This is a genomic window from Ensifer sp. ENS06, assembly GCF_014852205.1.
Taxonomy (GTDB): Bacteria; Pseudomonadota; Alphaproteobacteria; order Rhizobiales; family Rhizobiaceae; genus Ensifer; species Ensifer adhaerens.
In genome coordinates this window covers 35,673-50,410 of sequence record NZ_JACVBC010000010.1, presented here as the reverse complement: position 1 = coordinate 50,410, position 14,738 = coordinate 35,673, and the positions used below count along the sequence as shown (strand labels likewise).

Annotated in this window: 15 protein-coding genes; 9 read left to right on the top strand and 6 right to left on the bottom strand. The window is 61.4% G+C overall.

The annotated features are described in order from the left end of the window. Positions 1–101: 101 nt before the first annotated feature. The gene (locus tag IB279_RS27010) at positions 102–248 is read right to left on the bottom strand and encodes a DUF1127 domain-containing protein (protein WP_064817045.1); all 147 of its coding nucleotides are present in this window, start codon (positions 246–248) and stop codon (positions 102–104) included. 472 nt (positions 249–720) lie between these two features. Between IB279_RS27010 and IB279_RS27005 the strand changes: the two genes are divergently transcribed. From IB279_RS27005 to IB279_RS26970, 8 genes are all read left to right on the top strand, one after another. Continuing rightward, positions 721–1,467 (top strand): GntR family transcriptional regulator, encoded by a 747-nt coding sequence (locus IB279_RS27005; protein ID WP_034798725.1) that lies wholly within the window; start codon positions 721–723, stop codon positions 1,465–1,467. Positions 1,468–1,536: 69 nt separating this feature from the next. Continuing rightward, positions 1,537–2,223 (top strand): N-acetylmannosamine-6-phosphate 2-epimerase, encoded by a 687-nt coding sequence (locus IB279_RS38205; protein WP_034798722.1) that lies wholly within the window; start codon positions 1,537–1,539, stop codon positions 2,221–2,223. 50 nt (positions 2,224–2,273) lie between these two features. Next, the gene (locus IB279_RS38200; RefSeq protein ID WP_234852866.1) at positions 2,274–3,098 is read left to right on the top strand and encodes an ROK family protein; all 825 of its coding nucleotides are present in this window, start codon (positions 2,274–2,276) and stop codon (positions 3,096–3,098) included. Then, complete coding sequence (locus IB279_RS26990) at positions 3,095–4,429, top strand: extracellular solute-binding protein (RefSeq protein ID WP_060644498.1); 1,335 nt, start codon at positions 3,095–3,097, stop codon at positions 4,427–4,429. The genes IB279_RS38200 and IB279_RS26990 overlap by 4 nt, the downstream gene beginning before the upstream one ends. A 247-nt stretch (positions 4,430–4,676) precedes the next feature. Then, positions 4,677–5,564 (top strand): carbohydrate ABC transporter permease, encoded by an 888-nt coding sequence (locus tag IB279_RS26985; protein WP_192340028.1) that lies wholly within the window; start codon positions 4,677–4,679, stop codon positions 5,562–5,564. After that, the gene (locus IB279_RS26980) at positions 5,561–6,382 is read left to right on the top strand and encodes a carbohydrate ABC transporter permease (RefSeq protein ID WP_060516729.1); all 822 of its coding nucleotides are present in this window, start codon (positions 5,561–5,563) and stop codon (positions 6,380–6,382) included. Before IB279_RS26985 ends, IB279_RS26980 begins: the two co-directional genes overlap by 4 nt. Before the next feature lie 17 nt (positions 6,383–6,399). Continuing rightward, positions 6,400–7,461 carry an ABC transporter ATP-binding protein gene (locus IB279_RS26975; RefSeq protein ID WP_090301584.1) on the top strand — a complete coding sequence of 354 codons (1,062 nt, stop codon included), beginning with the start codon at positions 6,400–6,402 and terminating at the stop codon, positions 7,459–7,461. A gap of 318 nt (positions 7,462–7,779) precedes the next feature. Further along, positions 7,780–8,181 carry a hypothetical protein gene (locus IB279_RS26970; RefSeq protein ID WP_060644495.1) on the top strand — a complete coding sequence of 134 codons (402 nt, stop codon included), beginning with the start codon at positions 7,780–7,782 and terminating at the stop codon, positions 8,179–8,181. 240 nt (positions 8,182–8,421) lie between these two features. Here the strand turns inward: IB279_RS26970 and IB279_RS26965 are convergent, their stop codons facing one another. From IB279_RS26965 to IB279_RS26945, 5 genes are all read right to left on the bottom strand, one after another. Beyond that, positions 8,422–8,661, bottom strand: a complete 240-nt coding sequence (locus tag IB279_RS26965; protein ID WP_060609394.1) for a tautomerase family protein — start codon at positions 8,659–8,661, stop codon at positions 8,422–8,424. A gap of 183 nt (positions 8,662–8,844) precedes the next feature. Next, positions 8,845–9,732, bottom strand: a complete 888-nt coding sequence (locus IB279_RS26960) for a branched-chain amino acid ABC transporter permease (protein WP_176960447.1) — start codon at positions 9,730–9,732, stop codon at positions 8,845–8,847. A 24-nt stretch (positions 9,733–9,756) separates the two neighbouring features. Then, the gene (locus IB279_RS26955) at positions 9,757–10,494 is read right to left on the bottom strand and encodes an ABC transporter ATP-binding protein (protein ID WP_226020830.1); all 738 of its coding nucleotides are present in this window, start codon (positions 10,492–10,494) and stop codon (positions 9,757–9,759) included. Between the two features lie 91 nt (positions 10,495–10,585). Continuing rightward, complete coding sequence (locus tag IB279_RS26950) at positions 10,586–11,749, bottom strand: ABC transporter substrate-binding protein (RefSeq protein ID WP_051659459.1); 1,164 nt, start codon at positions 11,747–11,749, stop codon at positions 10,586–10,588. A gap of 22 nt (positions 11,750–11,771) precedes the next feature. After that, positions 11,772–13,652 (bottom strand): ATP-binding cassette domain-containing protein, encoded by a 1,881-nt coding sequence (locus IB279_RS26945; protein WP_192340026.1) that lies wholly within the window; start codon positions 13,650–13,652, stop codon positions 11,772–11,774. Positions 13,653–13,832: 180 nt separating this feature from the next. Between IB279_RS26945 and IB279_RS26940 the strand changes: the two genes are divergently transcribed. Next, a complete protein-coding gene (locus IB279_RS26940; RefSeq protein ID WP_034798710.1) occupies positions 13,833–14,714 on the top strand; it encodes a MurR/RpiR family transcriptional regulator in 882 nt (293 codons plus the stop codon). The last annotated feature ends 24 nt before the right edge of the window (positions 14,715–14,738 follow it).

Here is a 14,738-nt window from a genome sequence, read left to right as displayed (position 1 = left end):
ATATGGTGTTCCCTACGCCCCAACAAACTCCATGACCTCAAAAGCAAAAGCGCCCGCAGGAGATGCAGGCGCTTGGCAATTCTTCAGTCTTTAAGATCGCCTTAGCGGGCGAAGGCCGTACGTGCGACGCGGTCGATGTCGGCGCGTTCGATGCCGAGGTCGCGAAGTTCGCGGTTCGACATGCGGCCCAGCTCGGTGACCGTCTGACGGTACTTGCGCCAGTTGTTGATGGAGCGTGCGATGTTCATTTGATCCCCCTTTCAATGGGCTTTCGAAGCCTGGCTGCCAGTCCGTGGCGCCTCGTTTCGCTTCGATGAACACCTTATAGCTCAGGCTTTCCCTAAGTTGCAGCGCTCAAAACTCAGCGCTCCCATGTGGGAAATGCATAGGCGGTCGCCAGCCGACGGTTCAGCTGCGATGGCCATGAACCATCATGAGAGCTGTGCGTTACATGTCAGATCGTGAGGTAAAGAACATGGCGCGAACTTTTAGAAGCCAAAGCCACCGGGCGAACCTACTCCATCTTGCACTCGCGGTGCTCGCAATGCTGTTCATCGCAGCGATAGTGGCACTGCTTTAGGCTCGTGCAGGACGCCATTTGCCGCCACGGATCGGCGCCACACATTGGCCCGGCATGTGTCGCTGAGGCCGATTACGACAATACCAGTTTAAAACCTATGAAAAATTTTGCATAAGGGGTCATCCGGAAAGGTGATCCCCATGAACGATCAGACAACGCTCGAGTTTCTTGCCAGCCAAATGTCGGGCGACAGCGGCGAGCCGCTCTATCGCCGCCTTGAAGAGGCGATCAAACAGGCCATCAGCGCCTCGACACTCCGCCGCGGTTCGGTCATCCCCAGCGAGCGGGACTTGAGCGAGGGCCTTTCGATTTCGCGCGTGACGGTGCGCAAGGCGATCGAAGGGCTCGTCGCTGATGGCCTGCTTGACCGCCGCCAGGGGGCAAAGACCGTTGTTTCATCACGTGTCGAGAAATCCCTGGCCACGATGACGAGCTTCTCCGAAGATATGCGCTCGCGCGGGCTGGAACCCGGTTGCACCTGGATCTCACGTGAAATCAGCCGCCCGTCACCCGCTGAAATGATGGCGCTTGGCATTCCGGCGGGAGAAAAAATCGTACGCCTTAGACGATTGAGGACGGCCAACGACACGCCGATCGCGATCGAAACGGCATCGCTTCCCGCCCGCTTTGTGCCGGATCCGGACGCCATCGGCGCGTCCTTGTACGAATATCTCGCAGCCCACGGCGCTTTGCCTGTCCGGGCACTGCAGCGCATGCAGGCAAAGCCTGCAAGCGATGAAGAGCGACGCCTGCTCGCAACGCCCGAAGACACGAGCCTGCTCGTCATGGAGCGGCGCTGTTTCCTGGCCGATGGGCAAATTGTCGAATTCACCCAGACCAAGTACCGGGGTGACGTCTACGACTTCGTTATCGAGCTGATGAGGTAATACCAGTATAATTCCTATTGCAATCTGGTCTTACACTGTTACCGTGAGGCCTCCATTGGGAGAGCCTGCGTGACCTTCGACATCCATAGCCTCAAGCACGGTCTGATCGTTTCTTGCCAACCGGTGAAAGGCGGCGTCATGGACAATGCCGCCATGGTTGTCGGTTTCGCCTTGGCCGCGCTCGACGGCGGCGCAACCGCCCTTCGCATCGAATCTGCAGACTATGTTCGCGCCGTGCGCCAGGCGACCGATCGGCCAATTATCGGCCTCGTCAAACGCGACCTGGAGACATCGCCGATCCGCATCACCCCCTTTGTCGAGGACGTCGATGCTCTGGCGGCAGCCGGCGCCGATATCATCGCCTATGATGCCACTGCTCGCGAACGGCCGGTTGCGACCAGGACGCTGATCGAGCGCATTCACGCCGGCGGCAAGATCGCCATGGCGGATTGCTCTGTTTTCGCCGACGCCGAGCGCGCGCTTGCCGAAGGTGCCGAGATCGTCGGCTCAACCCTTGCTGGCTACACCGGACCGGTCGAGCCGACGGAGCCGGACTTCGCGCTCATCGCCGCCATGCGCGGCCTCACCCCTCACGTGGTTGCCGAAGGCTGTGTGCGCACGCCCGAACAGGCCGCTCAGGCGCTGCAGGCGGGGGCCTTCACTGTCGTCGTCGGTTCCGCGATCACGCGTCCCGAACATGTGACGGCGTGGTTCCGGCAGGCGCTCGATCAAACGCTTGCCGGAAGCGAGGCTTGATCATGACTGAGCCCCGGACCGTTCTTTCGATCGATGTCGGCGGCACGAAGATGCTGGCTGCCCTTATCCGGGGAACAGAGATCGTCGACACGCACCGGATGCCGACGCCCCGCCAAGGCGACCCGACCCAGTGGCTCGCCGCACTCTTCGGTGCGATCGCGTCCTGGCGCGGTGCGTACGGCTCGGTCGGCGCCGCGGTCACTGGCATTGTCGATAACGGCCAATGGTCAGCGCTCAACCGCAACACACTCGCCATACCTGATCGGTTTCCGCTGACAGCGACGATCGAACGACTGGCTGACGTGCCGGTACTGGCTGCAAACGACGCCCATGCGGCCGCCTGGGGTGAATACGCCTTTGGCGCAGGCAACCGCGAAGACATGGTCTTCCTGACGATCTCCACCGGCATCGGCGGCGGCATCGTCCTGAACGGGCGTCTGCTCGAGGGCCTCGCCGGACACTTCGGCCAATCGCGTAGTGCCGAATGGGCTGATGATGTGCTCGAAGATCGCGTGTCCGGCCACTGGATCGCCAGGGAGGCATCCCCCCACCAATCCGGCGCCACCGCGCGCGACGTCTTTGCCGCGGCCCGAAATGCCGATGACTGGGCCAGGCGCATCATCGAAACATCCGCGGGGCGAACCGCGCTGCTCTGCCGCAACATCCAGCTCACGTTGGACCCGAAACGCATCGTCATCGGCGGCAGCATCGGCCTGGCCGAAGGCTATCTCGCCGCCGTCGAACGCGCACTGGAACCGGTGCCGCCACGCCTTCGACCATCGCTACACGCCGCCGCCCTTGGGGAGAATGCAGGGGTGATCGGCGTTGCTGATCTTGCAGAGTGTCAACAAAACTTGAGGGAGAACCAAAAATGACATTTGCGACAACGAAAAGACGTGCGCTGCTCGCCGCAGCGGGTATTGCGAGCCTGCTGGCGGCCACGCCGGCCCTTGCGGAAGTAACGGTGCTCGGCTGGCCGGGCGGCCCGGAAGAAACGGCACTGCGGGCTGCCGCCGACGCCTACAACGCCAAGTCAGACGTTGCCGAGAACGACAAGGTCGAACTTCTGTTCTTCAACCGAGACGGCTTCTGGGACAAGCTGCAGGCCGATCTCGCCGCTGGCTCGAAGGCCTTCGACCTCAACCTGCTCGCTACCTATTCGATCGGCCGTTACGCGCCGTTCATGGAGCCGGTCGAACTTTCGGGCGAAGCCAAGGCGGTCTATGGCGATTCCGTACTGTCGACCATGCAGTACCAGGGCAAGCAATATGGCGTGCCAACCGATCTCTCGCTTCACTTCATGTATTTCCGCAAGGACCTGATCGAGGCCCTGCTGAAAGATGACGCCGGCAAGGCGAAATATGCCGAGATCTCGGAGAAGTATCTCGGCAAGAAGCTGGAGCCCAAGATCCCGGACGAGTGGACCTGGGACGATTACGCCGCCACCGCGCTCTACTTCACTCAGGCGGTCAACCCGGACAGCCCGACCCGCTACGGCACGGTGCTGCAGCTCAAGAACCTTCTCTTCAACATCATGGTCTGGCAGTCGGTACCACGCGCCTATGGTGCGAACTGGAGGGACGACAGCGGCAAGATCACCGTGAACTCCGATGCCTATCGAAAGGGCCTCGAGATCTACAAGCTGCTCTACGACAATGGCGCATCACCGAAGGACTCACTGTCTTACGAATTTGCCGAGGCGAATGCCGCCTTTGCGTCTGGCCAAGTGGCCGCAATGCTGCAATGGAATGCGGCAGCCGGCGACCTGACGAGCAAGGAGAAATCCCCTGCTGTGGCAGACGTGACCGAAACGGTCGCACCACCTGCAGGTCCTCAAGGGCGCTTCACCCATATCCACGGCCTCGGTTTCGGCCTCAACAAGAATGCCGAAAACAAGGAGGGTGCGGCCAAGTTCGTGAAGTGGCTGTCTTCCAAGGAAGCGGCGCTGATCTACGCCAAAAACAACGGCGCACCAGCCCTGACGCCGGAAGTGGTCGTCGAGGTCGCCGATTCCCGGCCTGATCTCGTCAAGCTCGGCGAATTCGCCGGCAAGTACGGTTACGTCATGAACGGTGCTACGTCAGCCAAGGCGCTGTCGGTCTACGAACTGCAGGCCAAGGAGTTCACCGGCTACTGGTCCGGCCAGCAATCGATCGAGGATGCGCTCGCTAACACCGAAAAGGGCATGGCAGACCTGCTGAAGTAAGTGAAAGGGTTGCGGCGTCCACCAGGAGGCCGCAGCCCTCAACGACAAGCGGGTACCGGGGAATCTTTCTCCACCCCACTTGCCAGTGCTCCACACGGGATCCAGGTGCGCCGCGTCCGCGGTGCCAAAGAGCCATCCAGCTCAAGGATTTGGGCTGGCTAGATCTCCTGTAACAGGCACTGGGAAGTGGACCGAGGAAACACCTTGCGTCCCCTTGCCCGACCGACAACAGACACAGATCGGTGCCATGACGATAGCCAGACCGCAATCCAATGCCCCTGAGTTCCGGCTGCTCGCCACGCCGCTCGTTCTCTTCCTGCTCGTTTTCCTGGGCTTCCCGGCCCTCGTCAACCTGATCTATTCGGTCTCCGAGGTCTCCTTCGAGACGCTACGCCAGCCGACGTTTACCGGGCTCAAGAACTTTCTCTCGGTCTGGAGCGATGCGGCTTTCTGGCAGGCGAGCTGGTTCTCACTGCGCTTCGGCCTCTTGACCGCTATTCTCGAATGCCTGCTCGGGCTGTCGCTGGCGATCTTCCTGTCGCCGCTCATCGAAAAACGGAGCTGGCTGATGGCGATCCTGATGCTGCCGCTCATGGTCGCACCGGCACTGGTCGGCCTGATGTACCGCCTTGTCCTGCACGAATTCGTCGGGCCGGTACCTTATTATCTCTGGACCTATTTCGGCGCCAGCATCTCGTTCCTTGGGCCCGGCTCCGCCTTCTGGACCCTGGTCGTCGTTGAGACGTTGCAGTGGACACCATTCACGCTGCTGCTTTTCTACATGGCCTATCAGGCGATCCCTTCCGAGATTGCCGAAGCATCCGCAATGGACGGGGCGCGAAGCCTGCAGCGCCTGTGGTTCATCGAACTGCCGATGATGGGCCCTACGATCGCGGCCGCGTTGCTTATCCGCTTCATCGACGGCTTCCGGGTCTTTGACAACGTCTATGTGTTGACCGGGAGCGGTCCCGGCGGATCGACGGCATCGCTGTCGATCTACATCTATGAGGCCTTCTTCAAGCAGGGCGCCATCGGCAAGGCGGTTGCCACCTCAGTCGTCCTGTTCGTCGCCTCCTTCGCCGTGCTTTATGGCCTCAATGCTCTCGCCAGCCGGCGGAAAGGAGCCAAGCGATGATGTCAGCACTCCGTTGGTTCGTTTTCGCTGTTGCCGCCATCGGCTTGAACTTTCCGGTGCTGGTGACGCTTTCCACCTCGTTCAAGAGTGCGCGCGAGCTTTCCGGCAACCCCGGTCTCTGGGTCCAGGCCCCGACATTTGAGAACTACCGCGCCGTGTTCGAGGTCTCCGATCGGCTGAACATCTTCCTCTATCTGTTCAACAGCCTTGCTGTGGCGCTGATGGGAACGGTACTTGCCGTGGCGCTGGCGCTCCCCGCAGCCTACGCGATTGCCCGCGGCAAGATTGGCGAACGCACACTCCTGCCCTTTATTGTCAACCTGCGCGCCGTGCCGCTGATCATCTTCGCGATCCCGCTCTACATGATGTTCCAGTGGCTTGCGCTGCTTGATACGCGCCTGGGGCTGGGGCTGATCCTGACGATCGTCAACCTGCCGCTTGCGCTCGTCATCCTCGTCAACGCCATCCGTGACCTGCCCGCGGAACTCGACGAGGCTGCCCTCATGGATGGTGCAAACCGCACGCAGATCCTCATCAAGGTCGTGATGCCGCTCTGCCGGCCGGCGATCGTCACCAGCCTGATCTTCGGCTTCATCACCGCGTGGAACGAATTCCTCTTCGGCCTGATGCTGACGACCTCCAAGGCAGTTCCGGTCACGGTCGGCGCATCCTTCTTTTTTGCCGCAAGCGGCGGCGGTGTGCAGTGGGGCGTAGCATCGGCAGTGATGGTCGTCGGCGCTTTGCCGCCAATGCTGCTCGGCCTCGTGATGTACCGCCAGATCAGTGGATCGATGACCGCCGGCGCGGTCAAGGGTTGATATTCCAGGAGACACGCATGGGAACGATTTCGCTCAGGAAAGCCGGAAAGCGCTACGGCGCAGTTGAGATCATCCGGGAGCTCGACCTTGAGATCGCCGACGGTGAATTCGTCGTCATCGTCGGGCCCTCCGGCTGCGGCAAGTCAACGCTGTTGCGCATGATCGCGGGTCTCGAGGCAACGACCGACGGCCAGATTTTGATCAATGGGCGGGATGCGACGTCCGCTTCGCCGGTCGATCGTCAGCTCGCCATGGTCTTCCAGTCCTATGCGCTCTATCCGCACATGACGGTGCGGCAGAACATGGGCTTCGGCCTGAGGCTCGCCAAGGTGCCGTCGGAGACCGCAAGGGCCAAGATCGAGGCAGCGGCGGAAACGCTGAAGCTCACGCCCCTTCTGGACCGCTATCCGAAGGAGCTCTCGGGCGGCCAGCGCCAGCGAGTCGCAATCGGGCGGGCAATTGTGCGCGAGCCGGTCGGCTTTCTCTTTGACGAGCCGCTTTCAAACCTCGATGCGGCGCTGCGCGTCGATATGCGACTTGAGATCGCCAAGCTGCATCGCACGCTTGGCGCCACCATGATCTATGTGACCCATGACCAGGTGGAGGCGATGACGCTGGCCGACCGGATCGTCGTGATGAAGGACGGGCGGATCATGCAGCAGGGTAGCCCGAGAGACCTCTACGAAAAGCCGGCGAACCTTTTCGTCGCGCAGTTCATCGGCAGCCCAAAGATGAACCTCCTGCCATGCCGGCGCGACCAGGGCGGCCGCCTCGACCTGAGCGGCGAAGGCGATCTAGCGCTTCCCATGCCAGGGACGGTCGAACCCGAGAAACTGGGCGCAAGGCCCGAGCACTTGGCGCTGGTTGCTCCGGAAACTGGGCATTGCCGCGGCGTCATCGAGGCGAGCGAGTATCTCGGCGGCAATATGAGCGTCTTCGTTCGCGCCGGCCGGCTCGGCCTGATCAATGTCAGCGCACCGGCCGACACACCTTTTCGCGTTGGCGAAGCCGTCGGGATCCGGATCGACGAGAGCCGGTCCTCGCTGTTCGATGGTACGGGCGCAGCAATTGGTGCCTGACACTGGGGGATCCCTCGAAGGCCTTTGAGCTAGGCAGGCGCTCAAGCGATCGGCAGCGTTCAGATGGCAAAAATCGGTTCATTGGCCGATTTCACATCAAACGCTGCGGACCCTGGCAGACGAAAGAAAAGCCTTCGATTGACCCAACAGCAAGCATGCACAATGGGGAACAGTTGAAATTTGTCGGTCGGACAGCCGACAGTGCGATTTCACATAGATACCCAGCAATCATGAGCGATAATGGTACCGAATGCCGACGAGCAACAGGGTCGTCCTGGCCGGGATGGCCCAGCGAAGTGCTCGTCGCTGTAGCGCTGAATGAAAGCCGATGAAATGTCGCGAAAGTATCTAGCACTCCAGGCCGACGGCGCCGTTGGAAAGATGGAGTTGAACCAAGAGATCGCGGCCGCGCTCGAAAGGTTGCCGGAGGATCCTTCGCTCTACTTCGATCTTGGAGAAGCACATCTGCTTATTCCGCTCGAGCAGCTTGTTAACGCGCGAATGCGCGAACGAGGCATCATCAGCGCGAACCGCTATATGCTTGCGTCGGCGCGCGGCAAGCAGGAGAAGCGAAAACCCCTCACTGTACACGCCCTTGGCAACGGGCTGTGGCTCGTGGTGGACGGGAATTCAACGCTGCTCAATGCTCGTCATTCCAATTGGCGGGCTGTACCTTGCACCACGGTTGACAAACCGACGTGGGATCCGAGCTCAGCCTGACGATCACAAGTGCAGACGTAGATCCGGGTCGCGGGGTTGGCGCCTACGGAGCCAGCGCAGGTGCCTGGTGCGCCACCCCATCCTGAATAGCGCGCTCTTCCGCTGGCAGCGCCAGCAGATGAATGAACATTGGACACTCCAATCCTGTCAGCATGCCGGGCAAAGTGGCCGTGTGGCCGAGGCGAGCGGGGTTTGCATGGCACCCCCGCTTCATTCAAAAACGCCCTCGGCGATCACCCCCTACGACTGTGAGAGAGCCCCGTAACCCGGCCGTTTATAGAGCGTGCTTTCGTTCGCCACTATTTCCGGGTCGTAGACACTCGCATCCCACTCCGCCGGATCCACTTCTAAGATGGAAACGGAAAGCGAAGCGTCGCTTGAGCCTAGGATGGTTTTCGCAGCTTCGACCACTTTCGCGGCGAATTCCTGTTTCTGCTCCTCGGTGCGGCCAGGGAACATCTTTACGACTATGTGCGGCATTTCCATTCCATTCGTTGATACCAAGTGCCATGACGGGAAGACGACAGGGCCCAAGGGCAAGCCGCAAATCCTGCCGACCTCGACGAGTCCACAAGGTGATTGCGGACGATCAATGCCAACTCATTGCCATTGCTTGCGTCTGCACTGACCCTATCATCCCGATACCAGGTGCTTTCGCGAACATCAAAGCTTGATGACGGTCTTCTTTGCAAGCAACCCCTGCGGAGCAAAGAGCAGAACCCCGATGACGAGCAGGATGGTGAAGGCGTCGCGGTAGCTGAGCAGGCTTTCCGGCAGATAGGCTTGCAAGAACACTTCGATGAAGCCGAGCAGAAAGCCGCCGGCGACAGCGCCGGAGAGGCTGCCGAGCCCACCGATAATTGCGGCGATAAAGGCTTTGAGCACTGGCAGGAAGCCCATCAACGGATCGACACTGCCGCGCTGGGCCACCCAGAGGATGCCGGCGACGCCGGCAAGCAGGCCGGAGATCGCAAAGGCGGTAGCGACCACCGCATTGGCGCGGATACCCATCAGCCGAACGATAGCGAAATCTTCGGATGCAGCACGCATGGCACGACCGAGCACGGTCGTGCGAAGGAAGAGGTTCAGGCCGACCAGCATGATGATCGTGACGAGGATCGAGGTTCCCTGAATGAGGCCCAGATGCAGGCCGCCGATCTCGATCGTGCCAGAAAAGCTCTCGGGCATCGGCACCGGCTTCGGACGGGCGGAAATGAAGTTCTGGAAGATCACGCGCAGGATCGCGCTAACGGCAAAGCTCGTTAGAAGCAGCGTCGTGCCACTGGCGCCGCGCACCGGCCGAAAGGCGATGCGCTCCATCAGCATGGCAAGCACGATGGCGATCAAAAGAGCCGCACAGACAGCGAGCGGAAACGGCAGGCCCAGCAACAGGGCAAAGCAGAGGCCGTAGCCGGCAGCCGTCATCAGTTCGCCATGGGCGAAATTGATGAGCCCCATGATCGAAAAGACGACCGCAAGGCCAAGCGCCAGAAGCGCATAAGTGCCGCCGAGGCTGAGCGCATTGACGAGTTGCTGCAGGAACATATCCATGAATTGACCCTCCACGCGCTCGGCTCAGGCGCCGAGATAGGCGCCCTGGATTTCGGTTGAATTGCGCAGTTCGGCGGCCGTGCCCGAAAGCACGACCCGGCCATTGGCCATGACGTAGCCCGCGTCAGCAATCTCGAGCGACAGAGAGACGTTCTGCTCGACCAGGAGGATCGTCAGGCCCTTTTGTCTCAGCCCGGCGATCAGGTCGAAGATCAGATCCACCACCTGCGGCGCCAGGCCGAGCGAGGGCTCGTCGAGCAGCAACAAGTCAGGCGACGACATCATCGAGCGGGCGATCGCGAGCATCTGCTGTTCTCCCCCTGAGAGCGAGCCGGCCTTCTGGGTGAGGCGTTCTTTCAGGATCGGGAATCGCGAGAGCATGTCTTCGCGCACCTCTGATATCGCGCCGCGCGCCTTGTGCATGGCACCGCCGAGCAGCAGGTGTTCGTCGACGGTGAGGCTCGGGAAGATGCGCCGTCCCTCGGGCGTCAAGGTCATTCCGAGCCGGACAATCTGTTCCGGCGCGAGGCCGGAAACATCCCGGCCGTTGAAAGACACACGTCCGGCCTTCTTTCCCGCCAGACCGACAAGCGCGTTCAGCGTCGAGCTCTTGCCAGCGCCGTTGGCGCCGAGCAACGTCACGATCTGCCCTTTGCCGACGGCGAGATCAACACCCTTCAGGGCTTCGACCGCACCATAGGCGACCTTAAGGCCGCTCACTTCCAGAAGCGGCTTCAGAACGGGAATTTCACTCATCATCATCGGGCAAAGTCCTTGCCGTGGATTGCAAAGCGCCGCCGGCGCAGACAGGCACGATCCCCGGGGAAATCCGGGGACCACCACAGGTGATCGATCAGGGGGCTGGAACGTCGGCGGCCGCCGGAACGCCCTGACTGATCAGCTGGCGATTGCCGCTTTCGATCTGCACCAGCGATACCGAGCGCATCGGCATCCCTTGCGTGCCGGCATAGCTGATCGGGCCGGTCACACCCTGGACGTTTTCGAGCGAGGCGATCGCGTTGCGTATGGCAACCGGATCGATACTGTTTGCCTCCGTCACCGCCGCGTCGATCACCTTGCCAAGGTCGTAGCCGTTGGCGATGTAGACCGTATCCGGCACCTGACCGTATTTTTCCTTGTACTTCACATTGAAGTCAGCAAGCGGGCTGCCTTCGCTGGCAAAGCCTGCGGTTGTAAAGACAACCCCGTCGACGGTGGCACCAAGGCCGAAGGTCGTGGGCGAATCGATGCCGTCGCTGCCGAGGATCGGCGTGGCCACCCCTGCACCGCGCAGCTGACGGATGAAGGCTGGGAAATCCGGCTCGTAGGCCGCCGTCATGATGACGTCGGGCGCCGGGTTCATCGCCTTGATCTTGGTGACCTCGGCGCCGAAGTCCTGCTGGCCCATGCTGTAGGTGCCCTCACCGAGCAGTTCGCCGCCCTTGGCTTTGAACGCAACGGCGAAATACTCCGGCAGCTTCAGAGTATAGGCGCTATCCGGCGACTTCAGGATGTAGGCCTTCTTGTAACCCTTCTCGAACGCGTAGGTCGCAAGAACAGAGGCCTGGACGTTGTCGGCCGGATAATTGCCAAACATGTAGTCGCCCACCGCAAGCGGCATGGTCGGCGTCGTGGCGCAGAAGGAGAAGGCGGGGATCTGGGCTGCCTGTGTCACCTGGCCGGCAGCAATCGACGGATCGGCATCGCAAGGCGTGATCACGATCTTGACGCCTTCGTCAACCAGTTCCTGCGCCACCAGCGCCGTCTGCGCCGCATCCGAGCGCGTATCCTTGGCGACGAGCTTGATCGGGAATTTGCCGGCAGCACCACCGGCCGCATTGATCTCCTCGACCGCCATTTCCAGACCCTTCAGCGACGGCTGGTCATAGGGTGCAAGACCGCCGGTCTGTGCGGTCGCAAGACCGATAACCAGATCGTCTGCAAATGCGGGTAGTGGCGACAACGCGATACCGCCAAGCATGGTTGTAAGGCACAGGGCCGTGACGTTCTTCTTCATCCGAAAAGCTCCCTCTTTTGATTTATGCTGGTTTATGCAGGCCCGGCGCGCCGGACGGCAGAACGGGGGTCCCGACGGGCGCGTTGCGCGCCTGCGCCGCTGAGCGGCGGCGGCCGATGTAGGCCTCGATGACATCAGGGTTAGCCTGGATTTCCGCCGGTGTGCCGATGGCGATCTGCTGGCCCTTGTTGAGCACGACGACAACATCGCAGAGCCGCATGATCAGCTTCAGGTCATGCTCGACGACGAGCAGGCCGAGGCGGTATTTCGTGCGGATGCGGTCGAGCACATGCATCAATTCCTCGGTCTCGGCCGGGTTCATGCCGGCAGCCGGCTCGTCGAGCAGCAGGTAACGCGGCTTCAGCGCCAGCGCGCGGGCGATTTCTAGCCGCCTCTGCGCACCGTAGGAAAGCGTGCCGGCCAGCCGGTCGGCAAATTCCGCGAGGCCCACTTCCGAAAGCACCGTCAAGGCACGGGCAGCGGGATCCTCACCGCCCGCCTTCAAGGCGCTCGCCGCGACCGTGACGTTCTCGATGACCGTTAGGTTCTTGAAGAGACGGATGTTCTGGAAGGTGCGGGCAAGGCCCGCGACGGGAACCGCGTGAACGGCAAGCGACGCCACATCCTGGCCATCGATCAGCACGCGGCCCGTCGACGGCGGCACGACGCCGGACACACTGTTGATCAGCGTGGACTTGCCCGCACCGTTCGGGCCGATAAGGCCAGTGACGATACCGGGCTTGATCTCGAAATTGGCGTTCTCGAGCGCCACGAGGCCGGCAAATTTCTTGCCGAGATTTTCGACCCGGAGAGAGCCGTGACCGGCTGCAGCGGCCTCGGACGCAGGCACGCTTTTCACCGGCACAACGTCCTTCTCTGTGGAGCGCTTGAACCAGCCGAAGCGCTCGTCAAGTTCGCGCACACCGAAGAGGCCATCCTGCAGGCGGTACATCACGACGAGGATTGCCACGCCGATCCCGATGTCGGTGAGGCCGAAGACGGTCGGCAGCTTGAGGAAGCCGAGATCGACGCCACCCTCGAGCTTGCGCAGGAGTTCGACAATCAGCATGATTACGGCAGCGCCGCCGACGGCACCCGAGACGGTGGTGATACCGCCGAGGATCAGCATCGCCAAAAGCATGAAGGTGAGGTTGAAGTAGAAGTCCTTCGGCGAAAACGCGCCGAGGAAATGGGCCAGCAAGGCGCCAGCAGCGCCTGCAAGCACCGCACCGAGAACCCAGGCGAAGAAGCGCTGCAGTTTGACATTGACGCCGACGGCGCTCGAGGCGATCTCGTCTTCGCGCGACGCCCGAAGCTTCAAGCCAGCACTCGAATCCCGATAGAGACGCGCAACCACCACGGCAGCGATAGCAAAGGGCACCGCCACCCAGAGATTGACCGCGCGGGGAATACCAAAAAAGGTCTGGCTGCCGCGGGTGAAATCGGTCGAGGCGACGAGCACAACATGCACGATGACGAGGAAACCAAGGGTCGCGATCGAAGCCGATGAGCCGCCAAGGCGCGCCACGGGAATGCCGATCAGCACCGCGACGAGCGCAACCACGACAAGCGCAATCGCAAGTGCCGGAAGGAAGGGCATGCCCATCCCGGCCAGCCATTCCGGGAGATGTGGCAACGCTGTCTTTTGGATGATCGGATTTAGCGTCAACAGACCCGACGCATAGGCACCGATCGCCATGAAGCCGACATGGCCGAAGGAAACGATACCGGAATTGCCGGCATAGATGCCGATGCCGAGCACGGCGATGACGTTGATCATGTAAAGCGTCACCAGGCGCTCGCCGCTGCCCGGAAAGAACAACCAGGCGATGGCGGCAGCGGCCAAAAGCGGCAGCGACGCTACAAGGATACCAACGACGGTTTCTCGCCTGACGCGCACCATCCGCATTCCCCCAGATTTTGGCCCGGCCGCGTATTTTTTGGCTCGGGCCCGTTCCCGACATGAACGTTATCGCAGATCGACCAAATGTCAATCTTGTTTCAAAAAACATTATCTGCTAGCAATTATGTAACAAAAATTAGAAATCGGAATTCACGCCATCGTTTTTGGGAGGCAGAAATCGTGGCAATCCGGGACCGACTGACAGACGGCGCAATTACCTTCACGCGCTCGGAACTGAAGATCGTCAGGCAGCTTCTGTCGAATTATCCGGCAGCAGGGCTGAACACGGTCGCGCATCTCGCGGCCGCTGCCGGCGTCAGCAATCCGACCGTCGTGCGCTTTGCCAACACACTGGGCTTTGAGGGTTATCCGGAGTTCCAGAAGGCGCTGCTCAGTGAAGTCCAAGAGCGCATGAGCTCGCCGCTCTCCATGCTCGACGCGCGCCGCCCGTCGCTGGAACAAGAGAACTTCTACCAGTACTTCCTTCGCGCCAGCATCCATGCGCTGGAGTCTTCGATGCAAATGCTGCCTTCGGAAGACTTCGAGGCAGCCGTGGATGCGGCGGCCGACATGAGCGCTCGCATCCATTGCCTCGGCGGCCGCTTCAGCGGCTTTCTCGCGGGCCTCCTCTGGTCGCACATGAAGCAGCTCAGGGGCGACACGCGCTGGATCAACGGCAGTCAGGCCGACCAGGTCGATCAGCTTGTCGACCTCGGCAAGCGCGACGTGCTTTTCGTCTATGACTATCGCCGCTACCAGAACGACACGATCCGCTTTGCTCGTCAGGCGGCCGAGCAAGGATCGCGCATCGTGCTCTTTACTGACCGCTGGCTCTCGCCGATCGCCGATTTCGCGACAGTGACGCTGACGGCACCCGTCGACACGGTCTCGCCCTACGACACGATGGTGCCGGCGATTGCCCAGACGGAGGCGGTGATTGCGGCACTTACCGCCCGCCTTGCCACGCAGTCACGTGGTCGCATCGAGCGCATGGAGGACCTGCGCCGCGGATACGCCATCACGGAGGACGCCTTCAATCCAGCCGTTGAAGACGACCGCTGACCCTTTCCGCCGTCCCGGCGAACC